Source organism: Subtercola boreus, assembly GCF_003399645.1.
Lineage (GTDB): Bacteria > Actinomycetota > Actinomycetes > Actinomycetales > Microbacteriaceae > Subtercola > Subtercola boreus_A.
Genome location: NZ_NBXD01000014.1, coordinates 265,699 through 279,471, shown reverse-complemented (window position 1 = coordinate 279,471; position 13,773 = coordinate 265,699). Strand labels below are relative to the sequence as shown.

General features: G+C 69.3%; 12 protein-coding genes. 10 read left to right on the top strand and 2 right to left on the bottom strand.

Annotation, left to right across the window (positions count from 1 at the left end; all coding sequences use genetic code 11):
• Positions 1-30: 30 nt before the first annotated feature.
• Genes B7R24_RS07390 through B7R24_RS07350 form a run of 9 tightly spaced genes read left to right on the top strand, consistent with a single transcriptional unit; the run spans position 31 to position 10,794 of the window.
• Positions 31-1,557 (top strand): sugar transferase, encoded by a 1,527-nt coding sequence (locus tag B7R24_RS07390; protein WP_116418312.1) that lies wholly within the window; start codon positions 31-33, stop codon positions 1,555-1,557.
• Entirely contained in the window at positions 1,557-2,222 is a 666-nt protein-coding gene (locus B7R24_RS07385) for an acetyltransferase (protein ID WP_116418311.1), read from the top strand. The genes B7R24_RS07390 and B7R24_RS07385 overlap by 1 nt, the downstream gene beginning before the upstream one ends.
• Positions 2,215-3,459 (top strand): DUF1972 domain-containing protein, encoded by a 1,245-nt coding sequence (locus B7R24_RS07380; RefSeq protein WP_116418310.1) that lies wholly within the window; start codon positions 2,215-2,217, stop codon positions 3,457-3,459. Before B7R24_RS07385 ends, B7R24_RS07380 begins: the two co-directional genes overlap by 8 nt.
• Complete coding sequence (locus B7R24_RS07375) at positions 3,456-4,253, top strand: CDP-alcohol phosphatidyltransferase family protein (RefSeq protein WP_253259324.1); 798 nt, start codon at positions 3,456-3,458, stop codon at positions 4,251-4,253. Before B7R24_RS07380 ends, B7R24_RS07375 begins: the two co-directional genes overlap by 4 nt.
• Complete coding sequence (locus B7R24_RS07370; protein WP_116418309.1) at positions 4,250-5,485, top strand: glycosyltransferase; 1,236 nt, start codon at positions 4,250-4,252, stop codon at positions 5,483-5,485. The genes B7R24_RS07375 and B7R24_RS07370 overlap by 4 nt, the downstream gene beginning before the upstream one ends.
• A 3-nt stretch (positions 5,486-5,488) precedes the next feature.
• Positions 5,489-7,189 carry a polysaccharide biosynthesis tyrosine autokinase gene (locus tag B7R24_RS07365; protein ID WP_116418308.1) on the top strand — a complete coding sequence of 567 codons (1,701 nt, stop codon included), beginning with the start codon at positions 5,489-5,491 and terminating at the stop codon, positions 7,187-7,189.
• 14 nt (positions 7,190-7,203) lie between these two features.
• Positions 7,204-8,334 (top strand): glycosyltransferase family 4 protein, encoded by a 1,131-nt coding sequence (locus tag B7R24_RS07360; RefSeq protein WP_116418307.1) that lies wholly within the window; start codon positions 7,204-7,206, stop codon positions 8,332-8,334.
• Positions 8,334-9,704 carry a lipopolysaccharide biosynthesis protein gene (locus B7R24_RS07355; protein ID WP_116418306.1) on the top strand — a complete coding sequence of 457 codons (1,371 nt, stop codon included), beginning with the start codon at positions 8,334-8,336 and terminating at the stop codon, positions 9,702-9,704. Before B7R24_RS07360 ends, B7R24_RS07355 begins: the two co-directional genes overlap by 1 nt.
• Positions 9,697-10,794 (top strand): glycosyltransferase family 4 protein, encoded by a 1,098-nt coding sequence (locus B7R24_RS07350; protein ID WP_253259323.1) that lies wholly within the window; start codon positions 9,697-9,699, stop codon positions 10,792-10,794. Before B7R24_RS07355 ends, B7R24_RS07350 begins: the two co-directional genes overlap by 8 nt.
• Here the strand turns inward: B7R24_RS07350 and B7R24_RS07345 are convergent.
• The gene (locus B7R24_RS07345; RefSeq protein WP_116418305.1) at positions 10,727-11,701 is read right to left on the bottom strand and encodes a glycosyltransferase family 2 protein; all 975 of its coding nucleotides are present in this window, start codon (positions 11,699-11,701) and stop codon (positions 10,727-10,729) included. The two genes, B7R24_RS07350 and B7R24_RS07345, sit on opposite strands and share 68 nt — an antisense overlap.
• 35 nt (positions 11,702-11,736) lie before the next feature.
• Here B7R24_RS07345 and B7R24_RS07340 point away from each other — a divergent pair, with 35 nt between their 5' ends.
• Positions 11,737-12,735, top strand: coding sequence for a glycosyltransferase family 2 protein (locus B7R24_RS07340; protein WP_116418479.1), 999 nt, complete (start codon positions 11,737-11,739; stop codon positions 12,733-12,735).
• Positions 12,736-12,773: 38 nt separating this feature from the next.
• Here the strand turns inward: B7R24_RS07340 and B7R24_RS07335 are convergent, their stop codons facing one another.
• A complete protein-coding gene (locus B7R24_RS07335; RefSeq protein ID WP_253259322.1) occupies positions 12,774-13,736 on the bottom strand; it encodes a glycosyltransferase in 963 nt (320 codons plus the stop codon).
• Between the last annotated feature and the right edge of the window lie 37 nt (positions 13,737-13,773).

Genomic DNA, 13,773 nt, shown 5'->3' with positions numbered 1-13,773 from the left:
ACTTCCCTGTGACCCGAGACAGGTTGACTCGTGACCGTAGAAGCACAGCACCCCCGTACCGCCAGCGTCGCCGCCGTCGCCGCCGCAGGCGCCGTCGCCGACAGTCAGCTGCGCCGCGTTTCGAGCATCCGCCGCCCGTCGAGCTGGACCGAGCGATACGCACGGCGCCTGCTCGTCTGCGACTCGATCGTGGTCGCTGCCGTGACCAGCGTCTGCTTCTTCATGCTGCTGGTACTCGACCACATCCCCACGGCCAGCCTCAGCGCGTTCGCCGCGCTGTCGATCGTGATCGCCGTCGCCTGGGTGACGCTGCTGACCGTCGTGCGCAGCCGTGACTCCCGCGTCCTCGGTGCAGGCCTCGATGAGTACCGACGCGTCGTGATGGCCACCTGCGTTGTCTACGGCGCCACCGCGATCACCGCCCTGGCCTCGCAGACCGTCGTGCCGCGCAGCTACTTCGTCGTGGGGCTGCCGCTGGGCATCCTGTGCCTCGCCCTCGAAAGAAACGTGAACCGACGCTGGCTCGCTCGCCGCCGGGCGCAGGGCGCCTACCTCACCAAGGTCATCGTGGTCGGCGAGCTCGGTGACGTGCGGTATGTGGCAGACCAGATCACCCGCCGGCGGCGCAAGCGCGTGGAGTACGACGTGGTGGGCGCCGTGCTGCCCGAGGGTTCGCTCGAGACCGCCGTGGTGGGCCGCAATGCGACCGTGCCCGTGGTGGGCTTCACCGCCAACGTTCCCGAGATCACTGCGCGGATCGGTGCCCAGGCCGTCATCGTCGCCGGCCAGCTCGACGGCGGCAGCGACTTCGTGCGGCAGCTAGGTTGGGCACTCGAAGAGACCTCGACCCAACTCGTGCTCGCCCCCGGGCTCACCAACATCGCAGGGCCCCGCATCCACTGGCGCCCGGTGGAGGGCCTTCCTCTCATGCACGTCGAACTGCCCCAGTACTACGGGGCGAAGCACGTCATCAAGCGGGTCATGGACATCGTTCTCTCGATCGCCGCTCTGATCGTGCTTGCGCCCGCGCTCGCCGTCATCGCCATTCTGATCAAGCGCGACAGCGAGGGGCCGGTGATCTTCCGCCAGCGCCGCATGGGCCACGAGGGAACGATCTTCACCATGCTGAAGTTCCGCACGATGAGTACCGACGCTGAGGCCCGGCGCGAGCAGCTGCTCGCCCACAACGAGGGCGCGGGCGTGATGTTCAAGATGGTCGACGACCCTCGCGTCACCTCCATCGGCAAGGTGCTGCGCAAGTACTCCCTCGATGAGCTTCCCCAGTTCTGGAACGTGCTGTGCGGATCGATGAGTCTGGTGGGTCCGCGTCCGTGGCTTGAGAACGACATTCCCAACGACGGCTCGAACGTGAGCCGTCGCCTCTACAGCAAGCCCGGCATCACGGGGCTCTGGCAGACCGAGGGCCGCAGCGACCTCGACTGGGACGAGAGTGTTCGTCTCGACCTCTACTACGTCGAGAACTGGTCGGTCACCGGCGATGTCGCTCTGCTCTTCCGCACCGGCAGGCAACTGCTCGCACCCAGCGGAGCGTACTGATGGAGAACCTGATCATCGTCGGCGCCAGCAGCCTGGCCCGCGAGACGCTCGCCGCCGTCCGTGCCGGTGACACCTACCGCACACTGGGTTTCGTCGACGACAACGAGGCCCGGTGGGGGTCGAGCGTCAACGCTCTGCCCGTGCTCGGCCCAATACCCGCCGTTCTCGAATACCCCGAGGCTCGCCTCGTGATCTGCGTGCGCAACGGCCAGTCCCGCGCCCGTCTCGCCGGTCGGCTCAGGATGCTCGGGGTGAACGAGGAGCAGTACGCCCGGGTCGTGCACCCGAGCGTCTCGCTGCCGGCGAACTGCCGGGTCGGACACGGCAGCATCCTGCTCGCCGGAGTCGCCCTGACCGCGGAGGTCTACCTCGGCCGCCACGTTGTGGTCATGCCGAACGTCTCACTGATGCACGGCAGCCGCGTGCAGTCGTTCACCACGATCGGCGCAGGGTCGGCCATCGGAGCGAATGTCCGGATCGCTGAGGAGGCGACGCTCGGGATGAACTCGACCGTGCGCGACCGCGTCAGCGTCGGCCGCCGTGCCGAGGTCGGCATCGGCACCACCGTCCTGAAAGACCTGCCCTCGGGCGAAACCTGGCCGGACACCGCCGGTCGACAGCACTCCTCACACGGCCTCCCGCGAATGGAAGAGATCAATGTCTGACCGCCACACCCGCCCCCTGCGCATCGCGATGGTGGGAACGCGCGGCGTGCCCGCCGCCTACAGCGGTTTCGAGACGGCCGTCGAGGAGATCGGCCAGCGGCTCGTCGCCCAGGGCCACACGATCACGGTGTACTGCCGCATCGGCAAGGTCGAGAAGCTGAAGACCTTCCTCGGTATGAAACTCGTCTATCTGCCCGCCGTGAAGTCGAAGACGATGGAGACGCTCAGCCACACGGCGCTCTCGGTGCTCCACATGCTCTTCACTCCCAAGCACGACGTCGCCTTCGTCTTCAACGCGGCGAACTCCCCGCTCGTTCCGGTCATCCGGGCCCGCGGCACCGCTGTGGCGGTGCACGTCGACGGCCTCGAGTGGAAGCGCGACAAGTGGAGCAACACCGGCAAGCGCTACTACCGCATCGCCGAAGAGCTCGCCGTGCGGCACGCTGACGCGCTGATCGCCGACGCCGCGGGCATCGCCGACTACTACGACCACGAGTTCGGCATCGACACCGAGCTTCTCAGCTACGGTTCGAAGGTCATCAGGGAGCCCGCTTCCGACCGCCTTGCCGAGCTCGGCCTGGAAACTGGCAAGTACCACCTCGTGGTGGCCCGCTTCGAGCCGGAGAACCACGTCGATGTCATCGTCGACGGCTACACGAAGAGCGAGGCCGAGCTTCCGCTGATCGTGGTGGGCTCCGCGCCGTACTCCGCGGCCTATACCGAGCGCATCGCTGCTGTCGCGGCATCCGACGACCGCATCAGGATGCTCGGGGGAGTGTGGGACCAGGAGCAGCTGAACCAGCTGTACGCCAATGCCCTCACCTACTCGCACGGTCACTCCGTGGGCGGAACCAACCCGTCGCTTTTGCGCGCCATGGGCGCCGGCGCCGCCGTTCTCGCCTGGGACGTGGTGTTCAACCGGGAGGTGCTGGGCGACGACGGCAAGTTCTTCGCCACCTCGGACGACCTCGCCGGGCTCATCGTGGGTGCGGAGCACGACGCTGAGGGTGCCCGCCAGAGCGGCGAGGGCCTGCGCGACCGTGCCGAGGAATACTACGACTGGGATGCCGTGAGCGCCGGTTACGAGGAGCTCGCCCGGCGCCTCAGCACGGGCTACTCGACGCACGGCGTGAGCCGCGGCAAGCGCAACCCAGTTCCGTGGGAGGTTCCCACCGGGTACCGTACGAAGACCGCACCCGCTCGCCACGCAGAAGCTCCCCTTGGAGAGGCCCAGTGATCGACTCGCCCGCCGCCGTGAGCGGCACCGCCGCGGCTCCCCACACCCGGGAGAGTTACCGTGAGACGGTCGCCCGCCTGGCCTCGGCGCAGAAGAAGGCCGCCCGCGGGGCGCCCGCCTACTCGATCTACGTCAACCGCAGGGTGGGCCGGTACCTCGCCGCCTGGGCCTTCCGCGCGGGTCTCACCCCCAACAGCGTCAGCGCCATCAGCGCGGCCTTCACGTTCACGGGCATCGTTCTGCTCGCCGTTCTGCCCGTCTCGTGGATCACCGGCATCGCGGTGGCCCTGCTGCTCGCGATCGGCTACGCCTTCGACTCGGCCGACGGCCAGGTCGCCCGCCTGGGGGGCGGCGGTTCGCTCTCGGGCGAATGGCTCGACCACGTCGTCGACTCGGTGAAGATCGCCTCGCTGCATCTCGCCGTGCTGGTGACGCTCTTCCTGCACGTCGACCTCACGTCGCCTGCGCTGCTGCTGATCCCGATCGGCTACTCGGTGGTCGCGTGTGTGTCGTTCTTCGCCATGATCCTGAACGATCAGCTGAAGCGGGTGTACGCCACGCGCGCCAAGGTCGAGGCACCCGCCGGCAGGAGTACGCTGCTGCGTTCCCTGCTCGTCATTCCCACGGACTACGGCTTTCTCTGCCTCGTCTTCGTGCTGCTCGGCAGCCCCGTGCTGTTCGTGATCGTCTACGGGCTGATGGCCCTGGCGAACGCCGGGCACCTGCTGCTGGCCAGCCGCAAGTGGTTCCGTGACATGGTGGCGCTCGACGCCGACCAGGCGGTGGCCCGATGACCGGGTTCGCCGGCATCGACGGTTCCCTGGCCGGCCGCACGGTTCTGTTCGCGCAACCCACGGCCGAGCTCTACGGCTCCGACCGGGTGCTGCTCGAGAGCGTCGAGGCCGTGCTGGCCGATGGCGGCCGCGCCGTCGTCGCCCTGCCCCTGGGCGGTCCGCTCGTCGCGGTGCTCGAGGCCGCGGGTGCGGAGGTCGAACTCTGCGAGACCCCCGTGCTGTCCAAGAGCAGCCTCCGGCCGAAGGGCTTCGTCTCGTTCCTGGCGGCGACGGTTCGCGGGCACCGGTCGGGCAACGTGCTCCTGGCACGGGTGCGCCCCGACGTCATGTACGTCAACACCGTGACGGTTCCGCTCTGGATCGCGCTCGCGCGGCTGGCACGCGTACCCGTCCTCGCGCACATCCACGAGGCGGAGGGCTCCATCGCGCGGCCGATCGCCGCCGCTCTGAACCTGCCGCTGCGCTTCGCCTCCCGCGTGATCGCGAACAGCGCCTACAGCGTGCAGGTGTTGGCCAAGAGCTACCCGTGCCTCGCCGGGCGCACGCTCGTGGTCTACAACGGCGTGCCCGGTCCCCAGACCTCGGAGCCGGCCCGGCAGACGCTCGAGGGAGGCCTGCGCATCCTGTTCGTCGGCCGACTCTCCACCCGCAAGGGCGCGGAGGTCGCGGTGGACGCCCTCGGGCTTCTCACCGACAGAGGGGTCGCAGCATCCCTCGACCTCGTCGGGGCACCGGTGCCGGGGCAGGAACGCTACGAGGCCGACCTCATCTGCCGGGTCGCCGCCCTCGGGCTCACCGACCGGGTCAGGATGCACGGGTTCCAGAACGACGTCTGGCCGCACCTGCAGCGCGCAGACGTCGCGGTGGTTCCGTCTCTCTATGACGAACCGTTCGGCAACACCGCGGTCGAGGCCCTGCTCGCGGCCCGACCCGTGGTCGTCAGCGACACCTCCGGACTCCGCGAGGCCGCGGGCGGGTACCTCTCGTCGAGGGCCGTTGCACCCGGTGACGCCTCCGCCCTGGCGGCGAGCCTCTTCGACCTGCAGGAGCACTGGGCCACGGTGCGGATCGATGCCGCCGTCGACGCGATCAGCGCGAATGAAAAGCACTCGCCCGAACGCTACCGCCAAACCATTTCCCGCCTGGTCCTCGAACTCATCACGGGCGAATCCGCCCCAGGCTTCCGCACGAACGCGCTCACCACGGCGCGACTGACCACGAACGAGGTTTGACCCATGGATCCGCACGACTATCTCAAAGCGCTGCGCAAACGGTGGATCGTCATTGCCATCCTCGGTGTTCTCGGCGGGGGAGTGGCGTACACCTACGCCGAATCGCTGCCCGACTCGTTCCAGGCGACCAGCGAGATCTTCGTCTCCTCGACCCAGGGCCAGACCACGAGTGAGCTGGTGCAGGGCTCGACCTACACCCAGAACCTCGTGCAGTCCTACTCCCAGCTCGCGACCACGCCGAAGGTGCTGACCCCCGTCATCGCCGAGCTCGGCCTGCAGGTCACTCCGGCGCAGCTGGCGAAATCCATCACGGCCGCGACCCCGCTGAACACCGTCATCATTCAGATCACCGTGACCGACGGCACCCCCGCCCGGGCCGCGGCCATCGCGAACAGCGTCGGCGAATCCCTCGCCAAGACCGCCACAGCCCTGTCGCCGCAGAACTCGAGCGACGTCGCCTCCATCTCGATGGAGATCGTGACGCCCGCCCAGGCCCCGGTCAACCCGATCGCCCCGAACCGGCGCCTCATCGAGATCAGCGGTCTGGCCGTGGGCCTCGCCGCCGGAGTTCTCTACGCGATCGGTCGCGCGCTGTTCGACACCCGCCTGCGCTCACCGCGCGACATCGAACGTCTCACCGATGTTCCCGTGATCGGCAACGTCGAACGCCGTCGCCGCCACGACCCCCAGCCCAACGGCATCACCATGCGCCTGGCACCGCACAGCCTGATCGCCGAGGACTACCGCCGGGTGCGCACGAACCTCGAGTTCGCCGACGTCGACAACGCCATCCGTTCGATCGTCGTCACGTCGGCCATGCCCGGCGAGGGCAAGACCACCATGTCGATCAACATCGCCCTCGCGATGGCGGAACGTTCGCTGCGCGTGCTGCTCATCGACGCCGACCTCCGTCGGCCATCCGTCGCCACCTATGCCCAGATCGAGGGCGCGGCGGGACTGACCACCGTGCTCGTCGGATCGGCAGACCTCGACGAGGTCATCCAGCACTGGGCGCCGAATGTCGACATCCTGACTTCGGGCGTGATTCCGCCGAACCCGAACCAGCTGCTCGGCTCCTCGGCCATGGCACGCCTGCTCAGCACGGTCATCGGCCAGTACGACTTCGTGATCGTCGACACCCCGCCGCTGCTGCCCGCCTCCGACGCGCTGACGCTGACGCACATGACCGACGGTGCGGTGGTGGTGTCGCTCTACAACTCGACGACCCGCCAGAAGCTCACCGATGCCCTCGCCGCCCTCTCGGGGGTGAAGGCGCGCACCATCGGCGTCGTGCTGAACCAGACGAAGCCGAAGGCCCGCGACGAGTACTACAGCAGCGACGTCACGAAGATGGATGCCCCGGAAGGCGCCGCGCCCCGCCAGACCGGCGCAGCGGAGGTCTCTGCCCCGTCGGCCCGCCCCTCCACCACGGCCACTGCGGCTGGGCCGGCCGAGCCCGCCGCGGAGGAGACCGCCACGGCAGCTTCGAGCGCCGAGACCACCCCGTCGACCCTGTCGGCCCCGGTCGCGCCGCCCCGCAAGCCCCGCGCCCCGCGCAACCCACGCACCGTGAAGCCGGCGCACACCTCACCCGACGGCACCGAGCGCCAGGCCCAGAACGACACCGAGCGCAGCACGCCGGGCGTGTCGAAGAGTGTCTCGCAGAATGTCTCGCAGAGCGCCGAACTGAGGCCGGTTCCGTGAACGCACGTCGCGCGATGAGCGCACCCTCACGCCCGGTGCTGCAGCCGCGGGTGCGGCTGTACGAATCCGTGCGCACCGCGCACCTCGAGCGGGCCCGCGAACTGCAGCCCGCCAGCATCCTGTACCGCGTGAAGCGCTACGACTTCGAAGAGGCCATCGCGAAGGACCAGCAGCTCGTCAGGGTCGGCCTGCTCAGCGGCGCCCTGCTGATTCTGCGCTCACCGGTCGAGACGCTGGAGATCAACGAACCGCTGATGCTCTCGAGCCTGCCCGCGACCTCTCTGGCGCTGCTCGCACTGGAGCTGCGCCGCCTGGCCGGCCGGCCGCGCACCACGGTCGTCACCTACGCCATCGGAAACGCCGACCCGTTCGCCGTGCAGCCGCACCGAGCACGCTCGCGGGTAAGGCGACGCCTCGAGCGCGTGATCGCCCGTGCGGTCTTCAAGCGCGTCGACCGTGCCGCCTTCGGCACCAGCGCCGCGCGGGAGACGTACGAGAACGTGCTCGGCGAGGTCGATCTGAAGTCCAGTTCGCTCGTCATTCCCGCCCTCCCGTCACCGGCCCCGGGTGCAGCCGAGAGCGACCGCATCGACGGCCGCGTGGCGTTCGTCGGCGCCTTCAGCGAGCGGAAGGGCATCCGGGTTCTGCTCGAGGCCTGGCCGCACGTCGTGCGCCTCCGCCCCGGCGCGAGCCTCACGATCATCGGAAAGGGTGTGCTCGAAGACAACGTGCTGGCCGTGGCCCGGCTCTTTCCCGGCATCACCGTCGAGATCGACCCCGATCGCCAGCGCATCTCCCAGGCGCTGAACGAGGCCCGGGTGCTCGTGCTGCCCTCACAGCCGAGCCCCACCTGGCGCGAACAGGTCGGCCTGCCGATCGTCGAGGGCCTGTCGCACGGCCTGGTCGTCGCGACGACCGGAGAGACCGGGCTCGCCGACTGGCTGAGCGCCAACCGGCACGCCGTCGTGAGCGATCCGAAGTCGAGCCCGGAACTCGCCGTGGCGATCGTGCAACTGCTCGACGCCGACCGCTCCGCGGCCGACGTGCTCTCGAGCCTCCCCGCCCGCGACGGCCGGCTGGCCGCAGACGACTGGATGTTCTCCAGCACCCCCACGATCACCGACCTCGTGCGGGTGTACACCTGATGGTCCACGCCAGACCCCGCCGCGGCGGCACCTTCTCCCTGGTGGGGAGCGCCGCGGTGGCGAAGGTCGCGGTGATGGCGGTCGCCGGCATCCTGGGCATCATCACGAGCCGGATGATCATCCAGAACTTCGGTGTCGACGCGTACGCCCAGTACGGCCTGCTCTCGAGCTTTCCGACGCTGTTGCCGTTCGCCGACCTCGGTATCGCCGCCGTGGTCATCAACGCGGTGGCGGGATCGGCCGCTCCGAAGACCGACGACTACGTTCGTCGCACGATCGTGACCGCGTTCCGCATCCTGATCGTGTCGGGCGGCATCATGGTCACGATCGGCGCCGTCATCACGATCGCCGGCTGGTGGCCGGTGCTGCTCGGCAAGGGCCTGATGCCCAACGGCGGAGACGTCGCCGCCTTTCTCTGCATCGCCGTCTTCGGTCTGGTCATTCCGCTGACCGTGGGCCAGCGCATCCTCGTCGGGCTGAAGAAGACCACCACCCAGGTGGCCAGCCAGGCCGTCGTCGCACCATTCATGTTCCTCGTCGTGGGTGCCTTCGTGGTGCTCATGGTTCCGGCCGGCACCTACCTCGCCGTGGTCTCCTACATCGCGAACGCCCTCGTCTCGGTGATATGCCTCATCGTCGCCGCGCGGGCGCTGAAGCCGCAGGTCGGTGCTGCCCTCCGCGAGATTCCGCATGTGAAGAGCTACCGGGGCGTCTCGGCGCTCGGGCTGGCGTGGCCGATGCTCGTGCAGATGGTCGCCCTGCCGATCGCCATGCAGACCGGGCGACTGCTGCTCAGCCATCTGGGCACCGTCGAGCAGCTCGCCGAGTACAACCTCGCCTCCCAGCTCTTCGGCATCGTGCTGCAGACGATCGCGGCCGCCGGTCTCGCACTGTGGCCCATCTACGCCGCCGCCCGCTCGGCCAACCGCGTCGAGTCTCCCGCAGTGGCCACGCTGTGGTTCCTCGCCGGTGGGCTGGTGATGGGCGGGGCCCTCGCCGTTCTGTCGCCGTATCTCGCCCAGTTCGTCTCGGGCGGCCGGATCCAGCTCGGCGGCTGGCTGCTTCTGGCTTTCGTGGTCTTCGTCGGGCTGCAGGCGGCGAAGTACCCGATCGGCATGTACATGACCGACAAGCGCGGACTCGTCTTCCAGGTCGTTCCCGTGCTCATCATGATCCCTCTGAACATCGGACTCTCCTGGTGGCTCATCGGCATCATCGGTGCGGCCGGGCCCGTCGTGGGTTCGTCGGTCGCGGTCGCGCTCTGCCAGGTGGTGCCGAACCTCTGGTACGTGTCGCGCGACGTGGCCGCGCGGCGCCAGCTGCTGAAGGACGTCGAACAGAGCCCCGAGCGGGAGAGCCAGAATGTCTGACACGGCGGTGCAGTTCGTGTTTCCGAACGAACGCGACATTCCGGCCTGGCAGCATCGGCACACCGCGGGTGAGGTTCCGGGCTTCTGGCCCTACGGGCTCGACGAACTGCGGCACTACACCGACGCGCTGACGGCCACCTCGAGCGCAGAGCCCAGCCGGGCATCCGTTCTGCGCAGCCGGCTGCGCGACCGACTCGCCCCGCCACGACGTGCCCACGGCCCCGAGGCGCCGAACGGTGCGGTACGCCACCTCGGCCTCACCTGGGACGAGAATGCCGCCCGGCGCATGAGCATCAACCAACCGGTCGAGGAGATGTACAGCGGGGTCATCTGGGTCACCGACATTCTCGCCCGGGGCGGAGAGATCGGTACGATGCGCCAGGTTCTTCGTCGGATGAACGGTCTCTGGGTGATCAGCCGGGGGCAACAGGATGCTGTTCAGCGCCTCGTCGGCGAAGACGGTCCGCCCGTGGGGTTCTTCCGCTTCGGCGTCGACGAGGCCTTCTTCACACCCGCCCCCGCCGCGGAGCGGCCCCTGGTGCTGAGCGTCGGAGGCGACAGGGACCGAGACACCGCCACCCTCTTCGCGGCCCTCGCCCTCGTGCACGAGCGGTCACCCCACACCGAGATCGTCGTGCAGACCTCCAGCGCGCTCACTCCGCCCGACGGCGTCAGAACCCTCCCGCGAGTGAGCCACCGCGAACTGGCCGCGCTGTACGCCCGGGCGAGTGTGGTGGCGATCGCCACCCGCGAGAACCTGCACGCCTCGGGCATGACGGTGAGCCTGGAGGCCATGGCAACCGCGCGCCCCGTGGTGATGACCCGCACCCCGGGCATCGAGGACTACGTCTTCGACGGCGAGACCGGCTACCTCACCCCGGTGGGCGACCCGGCGGTTCTCGCGGCGCGGGTTCTCGAGCTGCTCGCCGATCCCGCTCTCGCCGCGACCTTCGGTGCGGCCGGCCGCCGGGCGGTCGAGCAGGGTCTGACGACCTCGCACATGGTGCGCGAGCTCGCCGCCCTCACCGGGTTACGATATCGCGACCCAGCGCCCGCGCCCGACGCCGGCGTGCGCGCAGCTCGTCTTTGACCATCCGTCGCCCGTCGCGCGCGCCCCGGTAGGCCGCCACGAGCGGTGAGAGCGACCGGGTGAACTGGCGTCGGCCACCCTGAAGTAGGATCTCCCACGCAATGGCGCGCGTCAGCGCCGTCCAGCGCACGAGATCGGTGTCGTCGAGGTGGCGCACGGCGAACAGCAGCCGGTTGCGCACGTTGTAGTAGTAGTAGGTGTTCGACTTCGCCTCGCCGCTGTGCGAATACCCGCCGCCCTGTTGAGTGCCACCCTCGGCGTGAACGGCGACGGCATCGGAGACGACCCGCAGGGTTCCGCCGGCCGAGGCGACCCGGTGCGAGAAGTCGACATCTTCCCAGTAGAGGAAGTACTGTTCGTCGAATCCTCCGGTTTTTCGCCAGAGTTCCCGCGTCATCAACAGGCAGGCGCCGCTCAGCCAGGGTTCGATGGCCATCGTGTTCGTCGCGACACGGCGACGGGCCGAACGGATGCGGCCATCGGTGAGGTAGAGGTCCGACCCGTTGAACCACACCGAGCCGTCGGGGCGGAGGATCTGGGGGGAGAGCAGGGCTTCAGGATGCTCGGCACTCGTCTCGAGCAGAAGCCGCAGCGCGGCCTCCGCGATCTCCACGTCGGGGTTCAGCAGGAGCAGCAGCTGGGCGCCGAGCTGCTCCGCCTGGAGCACGCCCCGGTTCATCCCGCCACCGAAGCCGGTGTTGCCCGTGGGCAGCACGGTGTGCCAGCCCTCCCGCGCCGCCGTCGCGACGAGGCGCGCCCGCTCGGTGTCGGTCGAATAGTTGTCGACGATCACAACGGTGAGGTCGGGCTGCCGGCGCGTGAGGGGAGCGAGGTTCGCCTCGAGCAGCGCCGTGGAACCGTAGTTCACCACCACGATCGCGAGCTGGGAGAAAGTGGGCGCGGTCATGATGTGACTCCTGTTGACGCGGGATAATGGGCGTGATGAACTCCGACGAAACCGTGCCCGAGACCGATGTGACGCTTCCTGCCGGGCCACTGCCCACGCTGGTGGTGGCCGTGCTGACGTTCAGAAGGCCAGGCGACCTGCAGCAGATCGTACCGCTCGTCGTCGAGCAGTTGCGGGCTGTGGCGCGGGCCGTCGCCGGTTCTGTGCTGGTGGTCGACAACGATCCCGCCGGTTCGGCGGCCGCCCCCCTCGAGACCATCGTCGCCTCGCTCGGGGAGACCGACCGAGCGGCGGTGACGTACATCCATGAACCGACCCCGGGCATTGCGGCAGCGCGCAACCGGGCGCTGGTCGAGGGTGGCTCGGCCGACCTGCTCGTCTTCATCGATGACGACGAACGGCCGAGCGTGAACTGGCTGGCCTCGCTGATCGAGGTGCAGCGGGCAACCGGGGCCGCGGCCGTCGCCGGCCCCGTCGTCTCCGAGTACGAGGTGCGACCGGGTCGCTGGATCACGGCGGGCCGGTACTTCGAGCGCCGGAGCCTCCCCGACCGCACCCCCATCGCCGTCGCCGCGACCAACAACCTGCTGCTCGACCTGGGCCGGGTGAGGCACTGGGGCCTGAGCTTCGACACCGCGCTGGGCGTGACCGGGGGTGAGGACACCCTGTTCACCCGCGAGATTCTGAACCGGGGTGGAACCATGTTCTGGGCGGCCGGAGCCGGCGTGGTCGATGTCGTACCCCGGGCGCGCACCACGAAGCGCTGGGTGGTGCTCCGCGCGTTCTCGAGCGGCAACAGCTGGAGCCTCACGACGCTGATGCTGACCCACGGGCGCCTGGGCACCCTGCGCGCGAAGCTCGGGCTGACCGCCCGCGGCTCGGTGCGCGCGGCCGGCGGTGTCGCCCAGATCCTGGTGGGAATCGCGCTCGGAAGGCTCTCGCACCGGGCACGCGGAACGCGCACCCTCGCGCGGGGCGCCGGCATGGTGAGCGGGGCGTGGGGCTACACCTACCGGGAGTACCGCAGGGGCTGAGGCGGTGGCGACGGAGGGGGCGGGGGAGCGCACCGTGCTCACCCCCGTGCCGCGTCGAGCTGTCGGATGGCCTGGGCGTTCGTCGCCTGCAGGTACGCCGAGTAGTGCAGCAGACCGGCGGCCCGCCACTCCCGGGCGTCGAGGCACGGTGGGGCGATCGGGCCGCGACTCGCGACCTCGGCCAGGGTCGTGGCGAGAACCTCGGGCGTGAGGGCACCGTGGTACTGGTACACCCAGCCCGGACCGACCTCGGCGTTCAGGCGCTCGTTGACCGGATTCGCCGGCAGCAGCACCGGCCGGCAGAGCGACAGGGCCGTCAGCGCGCCGCCGGAGTTGTGCATCTCGGTGTAGGGCAGCACCACGAGCGACGCCTGGGTCACGGTGTCGACCAGCCGGCCGTCGTCGAGGAACTCCAGAGTCAGATCGATACGGTCGTCGCCCGCCGCGCGCCGACGGAGGTCGTCGGCGCGCTCGACGGTCGACGGCCGCCCGGCGGCGTGCAGACTGACGTCTCCCGGCAGCTGCCGGAAGGCGTCGAGAAGGGTGTCGACCCCTTTGTACCGGCGGATGAGCCCGAAGTAGACGAACCGGCCTTCGACGCTCTCGCGCTGCGGATACGCGGCGAACCAGTCGCGGTAGTGGCCGTGGGGTATGAGGGCGTACTGCCGGTCATCCCGAACCGGCGTCTCGGGGTTCAGCCGGATGAAGAGGTCCGTCTGGCGCTCGAACAGCCTCAGCAGCGCGCGCTCCCGCCCCGAGATGCCCGAGGGCAGTTCGAGGTTGTGCAGAGTGCGCACGATGGGGGTGCGCGTGACCGCGAGTCTGAGCAGCAGCAGCACCGTGAGGGCCTGCCGCACCAGGGCCTTCAGCGGGCTGTGGCCCGCCACCAGAATCTCGGGCCAGTGCACGTGGAACACGTCGTAACTGCCCAGCAGCGCCCCCCGCCACGTGAAGTTCCGCACCGTGACACCGGCGATCGAGTCGAGACTCGAAGCCAGCATCACCAGGTAGGGATTCGTGGTCGGGCGGGGGACAGGG

Excerpts from the sequence above, each read along its gene's own strand:
- B7R24_RS07385 (WP_116418311.1), top strand. The coding sequence starts at position 1,557 with ATGGAGAACCTGATCATCGTCGGCGCCAGCAGCCTGGCCCGCGAGACG.
- B7R24_RS07380 (WP_116418310.1), top strand. The coding sequence starts at position 2,215 with ATGTCTGACCGCCACACCCGCCCCCTGCGCATCGCGATGGTGGGAACG.
- B7R24_RS07370 (WP_116418309.1), top strand. The coding sequence starts at position 4,250 with ATGACCGGGTTCGCCGGCATCGACGGTTCCCTGGCCGGCCGCACGGTT.
- B7R24_RS07365 (WP_116418308.1), top strand. The coding sequence starts at position 5,489 with ATGGATCCGCACGACTATCTCAAAGCGCTGCGCAAACGGTGGATCGTC.
- B7R24_RS07360 (WP_116418307.1), top strand. The coding sequence starts at position 7,204 with ATGAGCGCACCCTCACGCCCGGTGCTGCAGCCGCGGGTGCGGCTGTAC.
- B7R24_RS07355 (WP_116418306.1), top strand. The coding sequence starts at position 8,334 with ATGGTCCACGCCAGACCCCGCCGCGGCGGCACCTTCTCCCTGGTGGGG.
- B7R24_RS07350 (WP_253259323.1), top strand. The coding sequence starts at position 9,697 with ATGTCTGACACGGCGGTGCAGTTCGTGTTTCCGAACGAACGCGACATT.
- B7R24_RS07345 (WP_116418305.1), bottom strand. The coding sequence starts at position 11,701 with ATGACCGCGCCCACTTTCTCCCAGCTCGCGATCGTGGTGGTGAACTAC.
- B7R24_RS07340 (WP_116418479.1), top strand. The coding sequence starts at position 11,737 with ATGAACTCCGACGAAACCGTGCCCGAGACCGATGTGACGCTTCCTGCC.
- B7R24_RS07335 (WP_253259322.1), bottom strand. The coding sequence starts at position 13,736 with ATGCTGGCTTCGAGTCTCGACTCGATCGCCGGTGTCACGGTGCGGAAC.